This is a genomic window from Dyadobacter sp. 32 (assembly GCF_902506755.1).
Classification (GTDB): Bacteria; Bacteroidota; Bacteroidia; order Cytophagales; family Spirosomataceae; genus Dyadobacter.
In genome coordinates, this window is record NZ_LR735258.1 from 348110 (window position 1) to 368340 (window position 20231).

At 47.0% G+C, this 20231-nt stretch carries 9 protein-coding genes; 7 read left to right on the forward strand and 2 right to left on the reverse strand.

The window, feature by feature from the left end:
- Positions 1–60: 60 nt before the first annotated feature.
- The 7 genes from DYADSP32_RS01370 (at position 61) to DYADSP32_RS01400 (ending at position 11085) form a co-directional block, all read left to right on the forward strand.
- A complete protein-coding gene (locus DYADSP32_RS01370; RefSeq protein WP_414617419.1) occupies positions 61–3405 on the forward strand; it encodes a TonB-dependent receptor in 3345 nt (1114 codons plus the stop codon).
- 22 nt (positions 3406–3427) lie between these two features.
- Positions 3428–5077: a RagB/SusD family nutrient uptake outer membrane protein gene (locus tag DYADSP32_RS01375; protein ID WP_414617420.1), complete on the forward strand. Its 1650-nt coding sequence runs from the start codon at positions 3428–3430 to the stop codon at positions 5075–5077.
- 79 nt (positions 5078–5156) lie between these two features.
- A complete protein-coding gene (locus DYADSP32_RS01380; RefSeq protein ID WP_414617421.1) occupies positions 5157–6587 on the forward strand; it encodes a hypothetical protein in 1431 nt (476 codons plus the stop codon).
- A gap of 29 nt (positions 6588–6616) precedes the next feature.
- Positions 6617–7987 (forward strand): enolase C-terminal domain-like protein, encoded by a 1371-nt coding sequence (locus DYADSP32_RS01385; RefSeq protein ID WP_149244371.1) that lies wholly within the window; start codon positions 6617–6619, stop codon positions 7985–7987.
- Positions 7988–8126: 139 nt separating this feature from the next.
- Complete coding sequence (locus DYADSP32_RS01390; protein WP_414617422.1) at positions 8127–9179, forward strand: alpha/beta hydrolase; 1053 nt, start codon at positions 8127–8129, stop codon at positions 9177–9179.
- Positions 9180–9498: 319 nt separating this feature from the next.
- Positions 9499–9708: a hypothetical protein gene (locus DYADSP32_RS01395; RefSeq protein WP_149244369.1), complete on the forward strand. Its 210-nt coding sequence runs from the start codon at positions 9499–9501 to the stop codon at positions 9706–9708.
- Between the two features lie 735 nt (positions 9709–10443).
- The gene (locus DYADSP32_RS01400) at positions 10444–11085 is read left to right on the forward strand and encodes a response regulator transcription factor (RefSeq protein ID WP_149244368.1); all 642 of its coding nucleotides are present in this window, start codon (positions 10444–10446) and stop codon (positions 11083–11085) included.
- 15 nt (positions 11086–11100) lie between these two features.
- On the opposite strand, the gene DYADSP32_RS01405 is transcribed toward DYADSP32_RS01400, so the two are convergent.
- Both DYADSP32_RS01405 and DYADSP32_RS01410 read right to left on the reverse strand, forming a co-directional pair.
- Positions 11101–14247 (reverse strand): two-component regulator propeller domain-containing protein, encoded by a 3147-nt coding sequence (locus DYADSP32_RS01405; RefSeq protein WP_149244367.1) that lies wholly within the window; start codon positions 14245–14247, stop codon positions 11101–11103.
- A gap of 440 nt (positions 14248–14687) precedes the next feature.
- Positions 14688–19916, reverse strand: coding sequence for a T9SS type A sorting domain-containing protein (locus DYADSP32_RS01410; protein WP_414617423.1), 5229 nt, complete (start codon positions 19914–19916; stop codon positions 14688–14690).
- Between the last annotated feature and the right edge of the window lie 315 nt (positions 19917–20231).

The following is a 20231-nucleotide window of genomic DNA, read 5'->3' on the forward strand; positions in this document are numbered from 1 at the left end:
CAAAAACATGCAAAGCTAATGAAAAAACGGACAAGGGTTCATCCTTTCTATCTTCAAATCATGAGGATTACCATCTTACAGTCATTACTGGTTTTTGTAGCAATTTCGTTCGGATATGCTCACGAGGGCTATACCCAGGAACTGCTGGATCGTCAGATTACCATGACGGCCAAAAACGAAGAAGTGAAAAAAGTGCTCTCGCTTTTGGAGAAGCAGGCGCAGGTTAAGTTTGTGTTCAGTTCCAATACCATTGGTGCCAACCGCCGGGTCACCTTAACGGCTGTCGATCGCAAGTTATCTGATGTGCTCGTCCAGTTGCTGAAACCTTTGAACATTGACTACAGAATCATTGGAGGGCAGATTATGCTTTACACGCCGCAGTCTGCCAATGTCCCGGTTACCGGACGTCTGGAGGCTGACCTCACTTCGCTCGTCGTCGACAAGAAGTTGACTGGGAAAGTGACAGATGCCAGCGGAGAAGGCTTACCAGGGGTCAGTGTCGTCATCAAGGGTACGCAGCGCGGAACCGTCACGGACGGTGCAGGTGCGTATGAGCTCTCGTTTCCCGAAGAAACGGTCAGCCTTATTTTTTCCTTTGTCGGGTACGTACCTCAGGAGGTAAGTGTGGGTAATAGAACCTCTCTGGACGTGGTTCTGCAGCCGGATACCAAGGCACTGGATGAGCTTGTGGTGGTGGGTTACGGAACGCAGAAAAAGACTTCGGTAACTGCCGCCATTTCTACGATATCGGGGAGTGAGGTAGCCTCTACGCCAATCACCAACCTGAGCAACGGACTGGGTGGCAGAATGTCCGGCGTTATCTTCCGTCAAGGCTCGGGCGAGCCGGGACGAGATGCTTCGAGTATCTACATCAGAGGTATTTCCACAACCGGAAATAGTCAGCCTTTATTGGTTGTCGACAACATTCCCAGAGCCTTTCAGGATCTGGATCCTAACTCTGTGGAAAGTATTACGGTATTGAAGGATGCCGCAGCGGTGGCGCCTTATGGTGTGGCAGGTGCAAACGGTGTAATCCTGATCACGACTAAAAAGGGAAAAGCAGGTGTGCCAACACTCACCTACAATGGTTACATGGGTTTTCAGAATCCAACAGTACTCACCAAATATCCCAATTCGTTTGAGTATGCATCGTTGCTGAATGCAGCTTCCAGAAATGAAGGGCTGCCGGCCAAGTATTCTGATGCGGATCTCCAAAAGTTTAAAGACGGTTCTGATCCGGTCAATTTTGCGAACAACAGCCCCTGGGATCTGGTCAATAAAAATTCACCTTTAACCAGCCATAATCTGGAAATTTCGGGAGGTACCGAGCTTGTGCAATATTACGGAAGCCTTGGTTATCAATATGAAGGAGGTATGTTCGGATCGACCTATCAGCATCGTTTCAACCTTAATTTTAATCTGGATGCGAAGGTGACCAAGACCACCAAGGTTTCGCTTAGCCTGAATGGCCGGGAACAGAACAATCATTATCCGTCGTCGACAACGGACAGGATGTTTATTACCATTACCAATGCCAATCCTACCTGGACGCAGATTCATCCCAATGGGCTTGTCGGTAATCTGCTGGCGGGTCTGATTAAGAGTGATGGATATCGAAAAATCAATACTTCGCAAATCTTTTCACAGTTATCCATTGAACAAGATCTCAGCTTCATCAAGGGGCTCAAACTCAAAGGGGCTGTGGCCTATGATCCGACTTCCACTTTTAATAAAAACTGGTTAACACCGATCGCCGTCTGGGCACCGGATCCCAGTGGCACAAAATACAATGTGTCCTATGCGGAGCGTTCGGCAGCGGAGCTTTCGGAAGGGTATGTCAAAGCAACACAGCTGACATTCCAGGGGAGCCTGAACTATGCCCGGTCCTTTGGAAAACATTTTGTAGGGCTTCTAGGGCTGTTTGAAGCCAAAGGGAACGATCAGCTGAATTTTGGAGCTACCCGGAAAAACTTTGGTCTTACCATCGATGAGCTCAACATGGGAAGCTCCAATCAGGCGGATATTTCCAATTCAGGTAGTTCCTCCAAAGCCCGGCAGGTGGGTGTGGTGTACCGGGCTCAATACGATTATGACGGTAAGTATTTGTTTGAGGCAAGTGGCCGGTACGATGGCAGTTACTACTTTGCGCCGGGCAAAAAGTTCGGTTTCTTCCCTGCTTTCTCACTGGGATGGCGGATATCAGAAGAGCGTTTTATGAAAGGGAATGTGGACTGGGTCAATAATCTGAAACTTCGGGCCTCATACGGCGAGGTGGGTGCACTTGCAGGAAGCGCCTTTCAATATTTGAGTACATACGGGGTATACGGGCCGGCTTATGTGCTGGGCGGAAAGGCTGTGCAGGGGATTAGCGAGCGTGCGGAGTCCAATCCAAACATTACCTGGGAGCGCGCCAAGAAAACCGATATCGGCTTGGAAGCTACACTCTGGCGGGGTCTGGTGACGATCGAAGCGGATTATTTCTACGAAAAAAGATCAAATATGCTCACCACACCCGACGTCACAGTGCCGTCGGAATATGGAATTGGATTGAGCCAGGTGAATGCCGGTGTAATGGAAAACCGGGGGATAGACCTTTCTGTGGGTACCAAATACAATGTAACCAAGGATCTGATCGTGTCGCTGACAGGGAATTTTACTTATGCCAAAAACACCTTGCTAAAAGTATTCGAAACCGCTTCTACGTATGGGAATCCTAACCGGAGACGGACCGGCAGGCCTCTGGGTACGCAGTTTGGTTATAAATCACTCGGCTTTTTTCAGGTGGACGATTTCTCAGCTACCGGTGTGTTAAAGGAAGGGATCGCTGTGCAGCCCTGGGGTAAGGTACTTCCTGGGGATATTCGCTACGAGGATATGAACAAGGACGGAAAAATAAATACCGACGACGAAACGGTAATCGGAAATCCGGATGTACCACAAATCATCTACGGTATTATGCCCAATATTACTTATAAAGGGCTGAACCTGAATCTGCTGTTCCAGGGAGCTGCTAAAACGAATTTTTATACCAGTCTTTACTCAGCCTGGGCCTTTTATGGAGGAACAGTTCCGGTAATCGAAAATCTGAACTACTGGACTCCTGAAAATACCAACGCCCTGAACCCGCGGATCACCAGTGCCCCTACAACCAACAACACCCAGGTTTCGTCTTTCTGGATGCGCGATTCGGGATACATGAGACTGAAAAGCGCCATGCTGTCTTATTCCATTCCTTCGTCTATCCTGGATAAGGTTCACATTAAAAATGCCCGCGTTTTTGTATCCGGACAAAATTTGCTGACCTGGACTAAAATCGTCAATTACGATCCTGAAAATATCGTCAGCTCAGGGCTCAACTATCCGCAGCAGCGGGTGGTTTCACTGGGAATGAATGTTACATTTTGATTCACCGATTAAATCCGTAAACATGAGATCTATAACTCAAAACATATATTCGGTAATCGCAGTGCTTGCTTTCGCTGGCCTGCTCACCTCCTGCGAAAAGTATCTGGATGTGTCGCCGACCGATCAGGTGTCCGACAACAACGCCTGGCAGACCACCGGTAATGCCGACTTGTTCCTCAATGATATTTATGGAGCTTTGAGCGGATCATTTACCACCAATGATCCTGATGAAAGTTTTTCTGACAACACCATGCGGGGGTCATCTTCCGGTTACAGTTTTACTGCTTACGCCAAGTCGAGCTACACTCCAGGTTCTGTCCGCGACGACTGGACCACCAATTATACCAAAATAAGAAAGTGTAACCTGTTTATCGAAAAGATAACAGCTAGTACATTAACCGACACCTGGAAGAAAATGAGGATCGCGGAAGCGAGATTCTTAAGGGCTTATTTTTACCAGATCCTATGGACCCGCTACGGTGGCGTACCTATCATTACGGAAGTATTAAACCGGGGAGAACAGGGCGATGAAATTTTCAGAGAACGCAGTACCTCGGATGAGACTTTCAAGTTTATCGCTGATGAATGCGCAGCCATCGCAGCGGATTTGCCACTCACACCCGATAAAGGAAGAGCCAGCAAAGGTGCAGCTCTGACCCTGAAAGGATGGTGCGAATTGTTCCAGGCCAGCCCACTCAAAAATCCTTCCAATGATAAGTCCCGATGGGCAGCGGCGGCAGCCACCAATAAGCAGGTGATGGATCTGAACAAATACAGCCTTTTCCCGGATCTGGAATCGTTGTTTTATGAAGAAAATAATCACAACGTAGAGGTTATATTCGATAAAGCTTACCTCGGAGGCACAACGCTGGGATCGAGTAGGGAGGGACTTCACGGCGCATGGATTGTAGGCGGTACACAACGGGCGTGGAGCGCGCCGAATCCGACACAGGAAATCGTGGATTCTTACTTTATGGCGAACGGGCTCCCGATCACCGATCCTGCTTCAGGCTACGATCCTCAGAACCCTTATCTCAATCGTGAGAAGAGATTTTACCAGTCCATTGTATACGATGGAAGCAAATGGCTGGGTTATGAGATGGAAACCTGGATCGGTTCGGGTTCCCGGAATACGCTCGATTTATCCAGTGCAAACGAGGCCACCAACACGGGCTATTACCTGAGAAAAGGGTTGAACCCAAAGTATGAGTTTGCCAGCGGCGATCAGAGACTGAGTAGCGCCAGTTTTATTATTTTCAGGTATGCCGAAGTATTGCTAAGCTATGCAGAAGCGAAAAATGAGGAGTCTGGCCCGGATGAAACCGTGTACACAGCTGTAAACAAAGTAAGGGAAAGGTCTGGATTGCCGGCATTGAAAACGGGTCTCACACAGGATCAGATGCGCGCCTTTATTCAACAGGAAAGAAGGGTGGAGCTTGCTTTCGAAGAAAAGCGGTGGACTGATCTGTTGCGGCTCAAAATGGCTGAAACAAAACTAAACGGGGCATTTCACGCCATGAAAATTACGAAGGAAGGAGGCAAAAAGGTGTATGCTGTTATTGAAGCACCTAACGGAGGAAGACTTTTCTCTGCGAATAAAAACTACCTTTTACCCATTCCACAGGTTGTAATGGACAAAAACGCGAAGCTCGTCCAGAATCCTAATTACTGAGATTAATTTAATCAAATAAAAGCCGGGGGAAGTCATTTATCGTAGATTATGACCCATCCCGGCTTTTGTATAAATCCACATGAATCACAAATCTATGCAACCTCATGGCAAAAGTTCATTGAAATTCAGGTTAAAAAGTATCGCCGTATTGAGCTCCTTCCTGATGGTTTTCTGGTCGTTTGAAGCGCTGGCGATTCAGAAGTCGGACACGGTGCGGATATCCACTTTCGATATAGACGTTACCCCTCCGGTGGGCAGCCATTTGTCTTACGACCCCGAGATCAATAAATGGGATCTTGGTTTGAGGGCAAAAGGGATCGTGCTGTTCGGCTCAGGTTTGCCCATTGTACTGTGTGCGATCGACTGGCTGGCCATTAGTAACGAGGGCATGGATCAGTTTAAAAATGCGCTTGCCACCGCAGCGGGAACCACACCACAAAGGGTGTCGGTAAACGTTTTGCATCAGCACGACGCGCCGAGGTACGACCCCGGGGCGGAGCAGGTTCTTCTGGAGGCTGGCATTGATCCTGGAAACATTCATCCCACTCACTTCGACGGAAATTTCCCGCGGCAGGCACTCCGGGATCTGACGGTGGCCGTTCAGAAATCTCTTGGTAAATCCCAACCCATCACACACATGGGACTTGGTAAATCAATAGTGAATAAAGTGGCATCCAACAGGAGTATTTACGGAGCAGATGGAAAGGTAAGGACTACACGCATGTCTACCACCCGGGACTCAGCCATCCGGGCCCAACCCGAAGGCCTGATAGATCCTGAATTGTCTCTTGTCAGTTTTTGGAATGGATCCAAGCCTGTTGCCGTGCTGACCTTTTACGCAACACATCCACAAAGCTATTACCGTACCGGCGTTGTCAATCCGGACTTTCCCGGTGTCGCCAGATTTTCCAGGCAGCTTGCTGAGCCGGAAGCCCTTCACATTCATTTTAATGGTGCCGGAGGCAACATTGCCGCCGGGAAGTATAACGACGGATCCACAAAAAACAGAAAGATTTTTGCAGATCGGCTTGAGGAGGGCATGAGGCTGGCCTGGGAAGCCACTACTCGCCAGACGATCCAGGCCGGTGATATTGACTGGGCAAGTGTTCCTGTCCGGTTGCCACCTGCCAAACACCTGGCAAAGTTGAAAACAGAACTGGCATCAAGCCCCAACCGGCTCCATGAAAATAATGGCAATGCTGGTAAAATGGCCTGGCTTAGGAGGGTTGAGGCCGGGGTGACGCTGGAGGTAGCCTGCCTGAAAATCAAAAATGCCAGAGTACTTTATGTCCCCGGCGAGCTTTTTGTAGAATATCAGCTGGCTGCAAAAGCAAAAAGGCCGGATCAGTTTGTGGCCATGGCGGCCTATGGCGATTTGGGGCCTGGCTATATCGGGACTACTGATGCCTATAAAAGAGGAGGATATGAAGTGAGCGACCTTGCTTCCAATGTTGCTCCGGAGGTCGAAAGTGTCCTTATGAATGCCATTTACAAGCTGTTGCAAAAATAACCACGGGGTAACTAAACTGTCTACATTCAATGGACCGGAGAGATTTTATCAAAAGTTCGGGTATTGCTGCGGTTTGGGCGTATCCTGGAAATTCGTCAAATAATTTAAACCTGAAAAAACCAGGCATGTTAAGGGTCACATCCATCGATTCAAATTTTGAAAGAGAACCATTGTTACGTCCATTCGGATTCAAAGGCGGGTACCTGACAGAGCTTTGGCAGTCGGTTTCCAGGCTTTCAACAAATAATCATCATGGCATTGGCCTGGCCACGCAAAGTGTACTGTATGGGGATGCCGATCTTTTTGGTCACTATCCGGAAGCGGCCGGCAATGCACTCATGTATACGCTTACGCAGAAAGCACTCATGCAGACCAGGGAAATAGCATTTGAAAATCCCATTGCATTGATGGATCAGCTGATCCCCGCGATGAGGCCTGTGGCTTTACGGCTGACCGAAAAGCCGGATTTGAGTATCAATTTCCTCCTGAATGCACTGGTTAGTCTCGACAATGCCGCATGGGTGTTGTATGCACGCGAAAATGGACTGACAGGTTATGACGAAATGATACCGGAGGTTTACCGGGAAACGCTTGGCTACAAAAATAAAAAGGTCGCTGTGATGTTTCAGGTTCCTTATGGAATGCCCTTATCCGAAATAACCCAGGCTGTGGAACAAGGTTATTTTGTAATAAAAATTAAAACCGGGCAACCCGGGAGCCAATCTCAAATGCTGGAAAAAGACAAAGCCCGGCTGGCAGAGATCCATGCGGCGTTAAAAAACCGTACCAGTAGTCATACCAAAAGTGGGAAAGTACTGTATACCCTGGACTCCAACGGCCGCTATGAGAAAAGAGAAACTCTGGAAAAGCTCATTCAATATGCCCACAAAATAGGTGCTTTTGAACACATATTGTTCATCGAAGAACCCCTCCCAGAAACCAACGATGAATACGTGGGCGGACTTGGTATCAGAATTGCGGCTGACGAACGAGCCAATGACGAGGCAAGTACCCGTAAATGTATAGAACTCGGTTACGGCGCTATCATTCTGAAAGCTGTTGCCAAAACACAAAGTCTATCCATGAAAATTGCCCGAATTGCCCACGAACACCATATTCCCTGCGCCTGCTCAGACCTCACCGTAAATCCGGTTTTGCTGGAATGGCATAAAAACCTGGCGGCCCGCCTGGCTCCTTTCCCGGATCTGGACATGGGATTACTGGAAACCAATGGTGATATGAATTACAAAAACTGGACACGTATGCGCAGTTATCTGAGCTATCCGGATGCGTCCTGGGCCGGCGTGAACGATGGTGTTTTCGACCTCAACCAGGATTTTTATAACCGTAGCGGCGGTATTTTTGACAAATTGCCACATTACGAAAACCTGTTCCACTAACACCCGGTGGATAATTGAAAAGAAGTCAGAAGTAACATGCTCAGCATAAATAATTTCAAACGGTTCATTTCAGATGATGTTTAGCCTTTCCACTATAATCGTCCCATTTTGGCTTTTGTTGTCGTTGTTAGAACCCAAAATGGCAGACTTACCAGCCCCTCTGTTGTCATACAGAGATCCTGCCGGCGCAGTCAAACCGGTCACAAACCTGGCTGCATGGGAGGAGAAAAGGGGGCAAATATTGAAAGCAATTGAAGAGGTTACTGGTCCGTTACCCGATCGGTCGCATTTGCCGTCTTTGGATATCGTAGTTACAGATACCGCCCAAACCACTTCTTATCACCGTTACTCCATTAATTTTCGGGTGAGAGAAAATGAGCGCCTGACGGCCTACTTGTACATACCATTTAGAAAGAGCATTAGCGGGAAGTTGCCGGCCATGGTGGTTCTCCATGGAACGGGCGACGGGGGGAAACGACTCGTGGACGGAGAAAGCCCGTTGCGCAACCGGTCTGTAGCAGCGGAGCTCGCCAGCAGAGGTTATATTGTGATTGCCCCCGATTATCCAAGCATGGGCGAGTTGCAGCATTATAATTTTGACGCTGACAGCTATGATTCCGGCACCATGAAAGGTATTTTTAACCACATGCGTTGTGTGGATCTTTTGGTCAACAGGGATGATGTTGACGCCGAAAAGATTGGTGTTATCGGGCATTCCCTGGGTGGGCACAATGCCATGTTTCTAGGTGCATTCGACACACGCCCGAAGGTTATCGTGTCAAGCAGTGGCTGGACACCCTGGAATTTTTATGATATTGGGGAGGAAGGTTCCCGGAAGTATGGAGGCAAACTGGGGCCATGGGCACAGGATCGGTACATGCCTCGGATCAGGGACCGCTATAACCTGGATGCTGCTAAGCTTCCCTTCGATTTTCCGGAAATCATAGCTCTGCTCGCACCGCGCACTTTTTTCTCCAATTCCCCAACAAATGACGCCAATTTCGATGTCAAGGGCGTGGTGAAGGGTATCGCAGAGGCAAAAAAAGTCTACAACTTTCTCAACGCTGAAAAGAATATTCAGGTGCGATATCCCAAAGCCGGGCACGATTTCCCACTTGAGGTTCGGCTGGAAGCCTATCGTATGCTGGATGCTTCATTTGGACACATAGCCAGTGCCGGAGACGTGAAATAGGGTGGGCATCCGCGTTGGGCAAAAGTAGAGCGTGGTGTCGGCGAAAGAGGGTACAATATGGATTGTGGTCAATTATTCTGTATCCGTTAAAATATAGCGGTTCAAATAGCTTCAAATAAAATATAGTTCTGACCTTTCCATCGCTGCTACCGAGTATTGAATTCTATGACTCCGATTCGTAGGCTACGCATTCGGAGCTATTTGAACGCTTTGTTCTCCATCTAGCCTGCAAGGAAAAATTAGAGGAGGATAACCCATTTTGTGATGCGTTTGAATCTTACACGCAACGGGTTTCCAACTCGATATTTTGTCTCTATCAATGCACAACATGTACGGCGTCAACTACATGCCGGGGCCTGCGTACCTCGCAGGATTTTACAAGCGGATGGGAGAGTGGATCAAACATCTGAACCTGTGCCCCATCATTGGCAAGTATTTGTGCACGTCAGAGAGCAGGCGGCAGCTCAATGAGAATGAAAAACGGAATCTTCGGACAATCATTTTGGTGCCGCTATTGAGCGACAGATGATTAATTCAGGGAAAATCAGAAGGCGGATTGTTGCCTTGGAGGAAGAGATGAAAATTTCCAGATTGTTTAATGCTGATAATTATTATTCACCAGTCAGTCAACAATAATATCGCTCTTTGTATTTGAAGTTTCGCTGCAAAGCATCATCCCTGTGGGTCACGATCAAGATAAAACGTAATTTAAAAATTGAATAAATTAAGACTCCGGCGTAGCAGTCCATGCCTTCCGTAAAAAAGCCTTCCAATCGCAAAATTTGAAGGCTTTTTTCAGAGAGGCGCATGCTCAACCATTACAACGTGAAGGTAATTAAAGATATATCATGGGATAGTGGCATCGTTTAACCGTGGGCGTTAGGTTGTTTTAATATCTCTGCTTTATTAGAATCAACGCTTAGCGGGTGTAGTGACTGGCAGTGTTCCAGCTGGTAGCTGACTGCTTGCGCCGATCAATAGGGGATGGAAGTTCTCTTCGTGAGGGGCATTGGTAATGATGCGCCAAGGCCTGCATCCACACAGCTCGATTGGATTCGTCAACTATGGTTGGATTTTGAGTTCTACAAGTATGTAGTATTTTCGGGGTGCGTGTATAGTATAAGCGCGCGTTGTAAAATGCATTATTACTAGAATAAATCGATGAATATAGGATTAGTGCTATTAGGCGAGATATCCTGAAACGACTATATTTGAGAATTAAAATACTACATTGTCAAATGTAGTTTCCCATTCTCAACCCGTTATGAAAAATAATCTCCAGATATTAATCGTAGAGGATCACAAGATCGTAGCCTCTGCCCTAGAATCAATAATAACTGACCACTTTAGTAATGCTGCGGTACAGATCGCGTATTCCTTACCCAGCGCATTGGTTTTACTTGAAACCAAAAAACTGATGGATTTGGTCATTTTGGATATAGGGGTTCCCGGGGGAGGATCTTATGGCATGATTGCTACCCTCAGAAGCAAACAGCCTGGGGTACGAATCCTTGTTTTTACGGGTCAGGATGAGGAGCGATATGCGCTTCGATTCCTGAGTGCGGGAGCAAATGGTTTCATTCCCAAATCTTCTGCGAAGGAAGAGATAGGGCTGGCGATTCGTACCGTGCTGAATAACAAGCGTTACGTGACACCAGTGGTTCAGGATTTGATTACGAATAGCTATTTTACAAAACTCAACCTGGAAACAATTGCACCAAATAATCCACTTTCTCAACGGGAGAGGGAGGTGATGGAGTTACTTTTACAGGGAAAATGGACCAAAGAGATTGCGACTGAGTTAAACCTGAAACTTACCACCGTCAGCACGCACAAAAGCCGCATATTCGAAAAGCTGCAGGTAACCAATGTGATTGATCTTTTCAAGAAGATAAAACCTGATTAGTAATGGATATTCAAATCAAATGGCACGAATGGCGTCCTTGAAGATCAAATGAAACCGAGTTCCGGATCGGTTTTCAACAAAGAGCTGGACATTAATCATTGCCGCGAGTTCGTTTACGATGATCAACCCCAATCCATTGTATTCATCTTGCGTAGATTCTTTATCAGTTTGTTTTTCATTTATCCATTGAACAAGGTTGGCAGGCATTCCTACGCCCGAATCGGCCAGGATGAGATGCAGAGCGTATCCGTGATATTCGACTGACAAGGTAATGGTTCCGTTATACGTAAACTTATTTGCGTTGTCAATCAGGTTGTGTAAGATGACACCAAGTAATTTTTGATTTGAACGAACGGTAATGCCGGGATCTACCGAGATTTCCATTTTGTTTGACTGTTCTATTAAAGAGGTGACAAAAAACTGTTCTTTTGATTGAATCAGTTCCAGGAGATTGATGTTTTGAAAGTCAACATGGCCTTGAACTTGCGTTTTGATATAAGCGATCATGTTTTCGAGAAAGACTACCAATTGTCCGGCAGATTTTGCGACCTCATCGCCAATAACAAGGATTCTTTCATAAGCCTTATTTTTAGCCAAATTTTCAATTCTATCGGCGGCTTGATGCAGGTATCTCAGAGGTGTCATCACATCGTGACTAATAGAGGCAACCAGGCGGGTTCGAATATAAACTTGCCATTGTAGGTCTTTTTCGGAATTCTGAAGGGCGATAAGTGCCTCCTGTAGTCTGTTGGTTCTTAATCTTATCTTTTCTTCAAGTTCATCGTTTTTTGTTCGTAGTTGAGTGAGTCGGTTCTTTATGTAAAGATGTATCGCAATGGCGATCAGCATAACGCAGAGGATTCTAAACGAAAAGCTTTCATACCAGTGACCAGGAATGATAATTCTGATTTTTTTAATTTGATAATTGGTAAGGCCAAATCCAATTGTTTTTCTGACCGTCAGCGTATAATCACCCTTACCAAGTCCCGAAAGGTGTATCACCGGATTGTTAGCGTCAATGGGGTTCCACCGCTCAGCTTTTGCGTTTGAGGATGAAATGGTGTAGGCAAGCTGACGGCTGTTTTCACTACCAAAATAAGGCATTGAAACGTGGAAGCTGATCTGCCCCGGGTTAACACCAAGGAACAAAGTGTCTTTGGTAATGAACTTTGTGCTGTCTTTAACAGTGTACTGATCCACTACAAAATTGTCGTCAGCTAATTCTAATGGAATAGAGAGAGGATCAAACCAAATGAAACCGTTGAGAGACGGCAACGATATGGTTCCGTTTGGCAGTGTTAAAGCGCACGGCTGGCAGCCACCGTTAAATTCGTTGGTGATAAATCCATTTTCTTTTTCGAAATAATTATAGAATAACACCCTATCGCCTTTCTGCTTCTTGTCAGAAAGCGCTGCGTAGGCCATCATGTCCGCTTTGGCAAAACGAAATAGTCCTCTGTTTGTAGGGATCCACAAAAACCCTTTTTTATCCTCGATCATACAGTGGGCTGCGACGAGGTTTTTAGCATTATCCAATGGGAGTTTTGTGAGTTTGCCATGGTGATAAAACAGAATTCCGTTTTCGTAGGTCATAACAAAAAGACCCTTATCTGGTCCGGGTGGCGCGTAGAGACTTCTCACGTTCAGTTTTTCTGATCCTGGAACACGGAATGATGCCCTATTTTTGAGGTTGATATTAAATAAACCATTACGCGTTCCGACCCAAAGCAGGCCCTCTTCTGTTTGAAGGAGGTAGCTGATTTCTGGGGCAAAATTCTTTTTAAAGGCCACCGGATCTGAATTGTTCAGTTTTGTGTCAATAAAATACAGCCCTCCAGACTTTAGACCCAGCCAAATACGCCCGTCTTTCCCCTCGTAGAGCGTCTTGATCTCGTCGCTCATTTCCCGGGTATTCAGAACTTTGGTTCCATCGGAATTGAATTTGAATAAAACTGTGAACGATTTAACCCAGATGTTCCCGTGATGGTCGGTGAGTATTGCTCGTTTATCAGCAATTCGTTGATCTCGTATCGCTGGCAGGGTAAGTTGAACTACATTACCCGATCGCTCCATCCCAAGGGCATTGCCAGTAGAAGACAAAACTTTGTCTTTTCCAAAGAGGGTTTGTGCGTATGAGACATTTTCATCATCGTTCTCACTTATTTTTATGGGATGAAAGGCTTTTTTACTGACAATAAACAAGCCCCTTGTTACACTGCCTAGAAACAGTTTTCCTGTCTTAGCCTCATAATGGAGTGTTTTGATATTGTTTGTTTTGAAGTCAAATCCGTCCAGGATCAATTTGCTTGACCAGCTATTTCCGGTGGTCATTTCCATCTGATACAATTTTGATCCATTTAAAATAAAAACCTGGTCGGATACATTATTCCAATATATTTTGTAGTCAGATCGATTCTTATTTTTGGGGTCATCGCGAAGAATGTCTCCCCGGATAGGCATCAGTGTGTTTCCATTGTGGCCGTATTTTAGAACATCTCCTTCGTTGGTTAGGTAATATATTGCTCCCGCATGGGTAAAAAATCTTTCGTAAACCCGATTATGAATGGTCCGGGCCCATACCCTTTTCCAGTTTTGATATAATTCCAATTGGCTATGACTCAGTAAATAAAATGCTCCTTTTAGGCCTGGGATGAGAATTATATAATGAGCGAATTGCGAGCTGAATGTTTCCAAATTGTGATTGGGAAGGCCGGTGGAAAGGAACCTTTTACTGTAATTTTCAATGTAGTGTGGTATTTTTCTGTATCGTTTTTTTGAATCACGGGAATCGTCAAGTGCAATACCGTTTTCAATTCGTAAAATATGATCGTCAGAGGCGGCGTAGACTCTACCTTTATTCCCTTCCAGATCCGGCTGTATCTCGAAGAAACGTGAGTTTGTGATCCCGGTGTTGTCTTTATTGAAGGTAAAAAAATGTAAACCGTCAAACCGAACCAATCCATTTTCCGTGGCGATCCAGACGAATCCGTCACGGTCTCTGGTGATGGCTTTAACGCTGTTTTGGGGGAGCCCATTCTCGTCGGTGTAATTCACAACGGAGTATCGCCGGTTGAAAGCCTGTTCATCATGTCCTTCTACATTGATCGTAAAAAAAAGCAGAATAAGGCTAAGGCCCAAAATTTTTAATAGGAACTGTATCATTAAGGTTTATGGAGGGGGTGGCGTTGGTTTGATTCAGCTCTGTTGCTCCGCTAATTAATAGCGGTTACAGATAATTTCTCTTTTGACAGAATCTGGTTGCTAAAATAGAATATTACTTAATATTATAGAGGTTTTTGTTGTTAAAAATTAGGTTTAACGTCGGAAATCTCACTTTTCGGGTAAGTGAAGGTTAGAGAACGGCATGATATGTACGTACATGAGATGCCAATGAAGGATAAATTGATTTCAGTCTGATAACGGTTAACAATGTTGTTGGTTCAAAGGGCCGTCAGGTAAAAAGGGACATGCAGACATTCTCGATGTAAGTTGACTGGTCTGATTTTTCAGTCTGAGGTAAAACAAAAAAAAATCCTTTTCCGAATTTTCGGAAAAGGATTCTGACTACAACCTTTGATATAACCAAAGGACAGGTTCTGTGTTTATTTTACCACGACAATCTTGTGCGTGGTCATTGTACCATTTTTGCGGGTCAGTTTGACCATGTAAACTCCCTGTGCCAAATGTTTGACATTGATCTGCTGGCGTGGCTCCACTGCGGATCTGCGGTGTGATTCGTAAACGAGTTTCCCATTGGCATCAAACATTTCAACGTCTTTGACATCATTCCAGTCGCGAACTTTGATTGTAAGTAGTTCGCTCACCGGACTTGGGAAGAGATTCACCTTGTCCTTGATGTCGAAGTTCAGGCTCACTACCCGGCTGAAGGTAAAGGTCTGATCCTGATCAATCATTTTCAGGCGGTACAGGTTATCCCCGTTTTCGGGATCTGTATCCTTGAAGGTGTAATTGACTATTTCGGAACTTTCCCCTTTGGCTTTAAGCTCACCGGATTTCGACCAGTACCTGCCGCTCTGGCTGCGTTCTATTTCAAACCGTTCGCTGTTGGTTTCGGCAGTTGTAACCCATTCGAGAACGGCGGTCTGTCCTTCTTTACTGGCTTTGAAGCTGACCAGAGTTACCGGTAACGGAGCCGAGGTGGAAGGAGAGGGTGTGGAGCAGGTACATGCCGGATGTGCTCCATTGGCCATGGCCGTGTCTACCTGTGCCACCAGTTGCGTTCCGGCAGCGCAGCCACCTGTGGAAAAGGATCCTGTGTAGGAGTCGGTGCCAGCTGCGGCCAGGGCGTTGGTTGTAATGGTATGCAATACCACGCCTCCTGAGGGTGCACCGCAGTATATTTTCAAGGCATATCCAGCCGCCGATGCTGCCGTACCGTTGTTGGTAAGCTGCACTGTATAATTAATAGTGGCACCGGTTTGCGTAAAGTTGAACGCGGATACATCCAGCTTGGGCTTAAGGATAGTGACCACCTGGCTGGCATTGCCAACAACGGAAGTGGATGGTTTTGGACAGTCTACACCGCCACATTGCAGCGTAGCGCCCGTTCTGCGTAGCTCCCCGAGTATTGTTTTTTCGCCGCAGCCATTTCCGTTGCCTGAGGCCTGGATACCAATTGTAAAACCGATTGTGGAACCTGCAGCGATACCACTCGGAATGGCTATTTTAAGAATGGTGGACCCTGCTGACAAGGTGGCTGTGATGGTACAGCCGGTACAGTTGGCTCCTGGTGCAAAGGTTCCCGTGTAATTGAGACCTTCCGGAAGGGTGTACACTGCAGTATCGCCTACAGCGGTGGCTGAGCCCACCGGGATAATTTCAAGCGCCATGTTCTCAGGCGCAGAACAGGTCAAAACCGTGTTGGCAAGATTCATGGTCAACCCAGCTGTTCCTACCGCAGTCGCCCCGGTAATGTTAACCGGGTTGGTGCTGGCAAAGTTGCCGTCGCCGGTTACGGTACCTCCACAGGGTTTTTGCCCATTTGTTACAAAGCCGATCTTGCTGCCGCTGATAAAATCGCAGGTCGTGTTGTAAGTGACCCTGATCTTAGCTTGTCTTCCGTCAGCGCCTGGATTTAGGATTGTACCTGGTAAGCCGTTTGCGCCGATACCGGTATGATTTTCCAGATTAACTATATAGTTGGTTCCACTCACCGTTGGCGTCACATTCTGCCAGATGCCACTGCCCAGGGGATATTCAACTTCAATGGGTAGGGTAATGGTCATCCCGGCAGGAACGACTACGGTTACGCCTGGATTATCCACATTGGCTCCCAGCGCACTGTTGACCACCGCCTCTACATTATCCTGCGTACACAATGCAATGGAAGGGGATAGGGGCTGCTTGGCCACCGACAGCTGGATCTGACTTGGCTGTGGCAACACTTTGAGATAGGTAGAAATCTCGCTGCAGGAGTTTGCCGTGGGATCTGGGGCTGGAAATCCGCTGCAGCTCCAGCCGGTCAGCAGCTTGATGCTGTCGGCTTCGCAGCTGTTGTACTTGAAATAGACCCGGGCCTGCTGATTACTGCCGCTGGCTATACCTGCTGCGTTCACCTGATACCATTTTTTGGTACCAGCATACGTGGCCGCACTCATTACGACGTTGGAGGGTTTCAGCACCACACTGTCAATGGAGATCCCTGATGCACCTTGTTCCAGGGCGAGCCATACATAAGGCGCATTGGTGCTACCGGTGCTGTTGACCTGTACATCCCAGAAATGCTGTGGTAGTGTTCCCTGGACTTCGCCGGTGTTGTTCTGGAGGGCGACAGCAGGACGGTTGGCCAGGTTGTAGTTGATTGGACGCGTGTCACTTAACACAAAATGTTGCGGATTTGTGGAATTCGGATAATCATTCATATGCCCATATTCTGTGATGGTAACATTTGCAGTAGCCGGTGTGCTGCAATTGGGTCTTATTCTATTTGACAAATAGAGCTGCATTCCATCTGTACCCCAATGCGGTATCGTCCCATTTTGCAGCAGCGTCTTGATATCATAAGTAAGACGGGTGCCACCCATATATCCGCTTGCTGTTGGTGTAATGGTTAACGGCAATAGTGTGGCGATTGCTGGCGCGTTGGTATAGTAAAGGGTTGTCGATAGGCTATTAACATAGTCCCAGCCTGCAGGAATATCAAGCGTTATAGTGTCAGGGATCGCCTCGGGTCTGTACTCGAAAGTAAAGTATCTGCCACTGGAATAGGTTCCCAATTTCCTGGTGTAAAGGTTTGCTGCGATGTCAAAATTCTGGCATCCGACCGGACCGTTTTCATTGATCCCATCGTAGGACACCCAATGCTGCAATCCGATCACATTGGCATTGTATTTTGGAACAAAACACGTGAAACGGTCAGGGCCACTTCCTGGGCCGGCTGCCGGATTTGCGGTTTGCGAGGCATACACCATCTGAGATAGCTGTATAATTCCGGGTGCATCGCTGCTGAATCCAGGGCCCATAAATGCAGAAACACTGATCGGATTCCCATCTACCATAAAATCGGCTTCTACGATCACGCTATCCCCTTGTTGATAGGTGAATCCTAGCGGTAGTGCAGGATTGGTACTCCAGTCTGCTTTGAAAGCGGTTCCTGCGGTAACAGTGCTGATGGTGATGCCTGTTAAGGAATATGTGGTGGCTCCACGTTTGATTGTAACGGTCGCAGTGCCAGATGGTGCCCACTTTCCTGTACTGAATGTCCAGTCGCTGTAGACATAGTTCCAATTGGTGATCGTACTGGGCGACGATTGATTAGCAATATACGACTTGTATTCACTGTGCAGAATATCGCCGGGACGATAACGATCCCGGTCAATTTTTGTAAAGTCTATACTTCCGCTTGGATCGGGAATACCATCGTTGTCATTGTCAGGTAAGCCGTAGCTGGACCGGTAATACGACCAAGTCGTAGGTATAACACCGCCGGTCACACAGGGCACACCACAGAACACATCTATATTTCCGCTGACACATTCTTTTGCGACTATGGGGTTGGTACAAGTACTGTCTCTGCTCGTAGTTGCGTAGGCGGAAATAGGAAAAGTGCCGCAGACACTTGCATCTACACAGAAGTTGAATTTCACCGTATGAGCGCTTTGACCCGTTCCAGGTGGGTGAACTATATTGTGGCGAAAAATGGCCACATTACCTATCATTTTCGGATATCCGGCATGTGGTACGAGTCCACTGCCCGATTCAACGGCTGTATTAAGTGAAAACCCCGCAGGAACTGTTACGCCATACTCAACATAACCAAAAGGAGTTGCGGGATCGGAACTTTTAAACATTGACAGGTCTAGCTTGTATTCAAAGCAACTTCCGGAAGCAACCTGAGCAGGGAATTGAGGAGCAAGTGTATTTAATATAAGCGTAGGACCTGGTGCGATGGTTGGTGTTCCAAAAGGTAGCAAATAATTATTGATTCCACATTGATCTTTGTAGGTTATGGCTGTCTTGACATTGCCCGCTGCAAAATTGTCATTACACTGGTTCCCCTCGCAAGTCTGCATGTTAAAAGTAACGGTGATACTTTGTCCTGCCGCAAGGGTATAACCTGAGGGCATATTGAAATCAAACATGCCTACTTTTCCACCGGCACATAAAGGAACGGTGTTGTTTAGATACGCAACGAGTAGCCTTCCCGCTACATTCAGATTCGTGGGATGGTATGCCGCTAAGGATGGTGCAGTTACTAACACGGAGGTGGTATCAATGTAGTAGGCATAGGAAGGAATAAAAATCGAACTGGCATTTCCTATCGTAACATTGATATTGCTTGCTGGCGTGGTGCCATTGTTTGTAATGGTCAGGGTATAAGTTCGAGGCAGCACACCGCAGTTCGTCATAGGCGGAGCTGAGAACGCTGCCACTAGATTAGGCACGCCACTCGACATGGTCACAATACCCGTCGCTGAGGTGGTCTGACAGATATTGCCCGGGCGCCCCCAACTGGCCAGATAGGTAGTGGTGAGGCCGGCACAATTGAGCAGTGTAAACTCCTCTGTAAAGGTGATCATTTCGCCGTTGCACATCAGGTTGTCGCCACCAGGCAGGTCAGCCGCATATATTTTGTAAAACGTACTGTCCGCATTGGTGCCGGTAGGTGCTATCACTGTGGCTCCAATTTTGAGCACGGGTGAAGCGATGCTTCCCGAAGGGCGTTTGATACCAAGTCGCAGCGTATCCAGGCATCCGTTACCACCGTTGGTGACTGAGAAAGTGCGGCTGTAAGTCCCTCCTACGTTGGCATTGGCAATCGCCGCCGGGGGGGTGATGGACAAAGATGGCGCCAGGATGTTATAGGTATTCACTGCTGCACCCAATTCACTGACAGTACCGCAGGAGGAGGTTACATACACGCTGTCCTTACCGCTGGCACCGGCCCCGCAGTCAGCGATACGTGCTATGGTAAAAGCAATATTATTTCCAATGACGGCATTGCTCACTAAAAACTTGGGACGACTTTTGGTGCCGCCGTTTTCGGTGATGGTCAATCCTCCTGCACCTCCGGTTGCCACTACACTTCCTGAAACATAGGATACGCCAGCGGGTAAAGGTATTTCAACATTCACACCCGTACAAGCGGCTGTGAATCCAACATTGACTGAGAGCAAGGACGATCCCATTCCGCGCGTCAGGGGTTGTGCCGCGGAGGGATAGGTGATCGTCTGGGCATGGGAGAAAGATACCACCAGGAGCATCATCACCGCGAGAAAAAAACGGAGGCCTGGATTGCTAAAGTTTGGCGAATGCAGCGGGAGGTCTCCATATCGGATCCTACATGCATGATGAGTAGATTTTTTCTTCATGTTTTTCGCATTTTGAGGTAGGGGGAATGTCATTATACCTTCTTCCCAAGACCATGATGAATAATGTGAAATTGTCTTTTAAGACGGCTAGCTTGTCGCAGATGCTCTCGTTATGCGGTGAACATGCCGGCACGAGTGAGAGTGAAAACTCGTCGCTACGAGGAGGTTTCTAAGGAGGTTTCTGGTGTTTTTACATGGGGCGCGGGATTATGTTTACATACTGTTTTACTTGTAACTTTATAGTTTCATGTAGTGGGGTGTTCATTGTTAATGGTCACCAGGCTATATCTCCGATACTTACTACCATATTATCTC